This is a genomic window from Pseudozobellia sp. WGM2 (assembly GCF_017810075.1).
Classification (GTDB): Bacteria; Bacteroidota; Bacteroidia; order Flavobacteriales; family Flavobacteriaceae; genus JADNYK01.
Map to the genome: position 1 here is coordinate 1 of NZ_JADNYK010000040.1, position 517 is coordinate 517.

The 517-nt window shown below is 50.7% G+C and carries 1 protein-coding gene; it reads left to right on the forward strand.

Annotated elements, in window-relative coordinates:
* Positions 1–127: 127 nt before the first annotated feature.
* The coding region (locus IV512_RS19710) for a hypothetical protein (protein ID WP_209406476.1) at positions 128–517 on the forward strand (390 nt) is incomplete at its 3' end.

Consider the following 517-nt stretch of genomic DNA (forward strand, 5'->3'; position numbering starts at 1 on the left):
TACTACTAAAAAACCGCAAACAGCCAAGCCCGCAGCTAGCGTCACACAATCTACCACCACGCCCAAAGTCGCCTCGGCTACTGCGGTGACGGCAGCAAAACCAACGGCAACTTCAACCGATATTCCCTTGACGCCAGTCTCAGCCACCACCACGGCATTAGGCATTAAAGAAGACGCCACCCAAACAGGTATCGACAGTGACTATACCTCGGGTGCAGGTGTCGCAGGCGCGAGCTCTGAAGAAGTCAACAATACTACGACGGCTGCGCCAACTTTTGACCCGACGACGGTAGGTAACAATAAAACAGCAACGACACCTGCCAGTTTTTCTACCCTAAATTTGTCTGACTACGCACAGCTAGTCAATAGCGCCGACTGGAAACCCGGTCAAAATGTTAACTCAGCAACGACCTTAAAACTTCAAGCCTTGTTAGATTGGAATCATGCTTCACCGGGTCCGATTGATGGCGGCTGGGGTATGAATGCCAAAAAAGCGCTCAAAAATTTCCAAGCCATG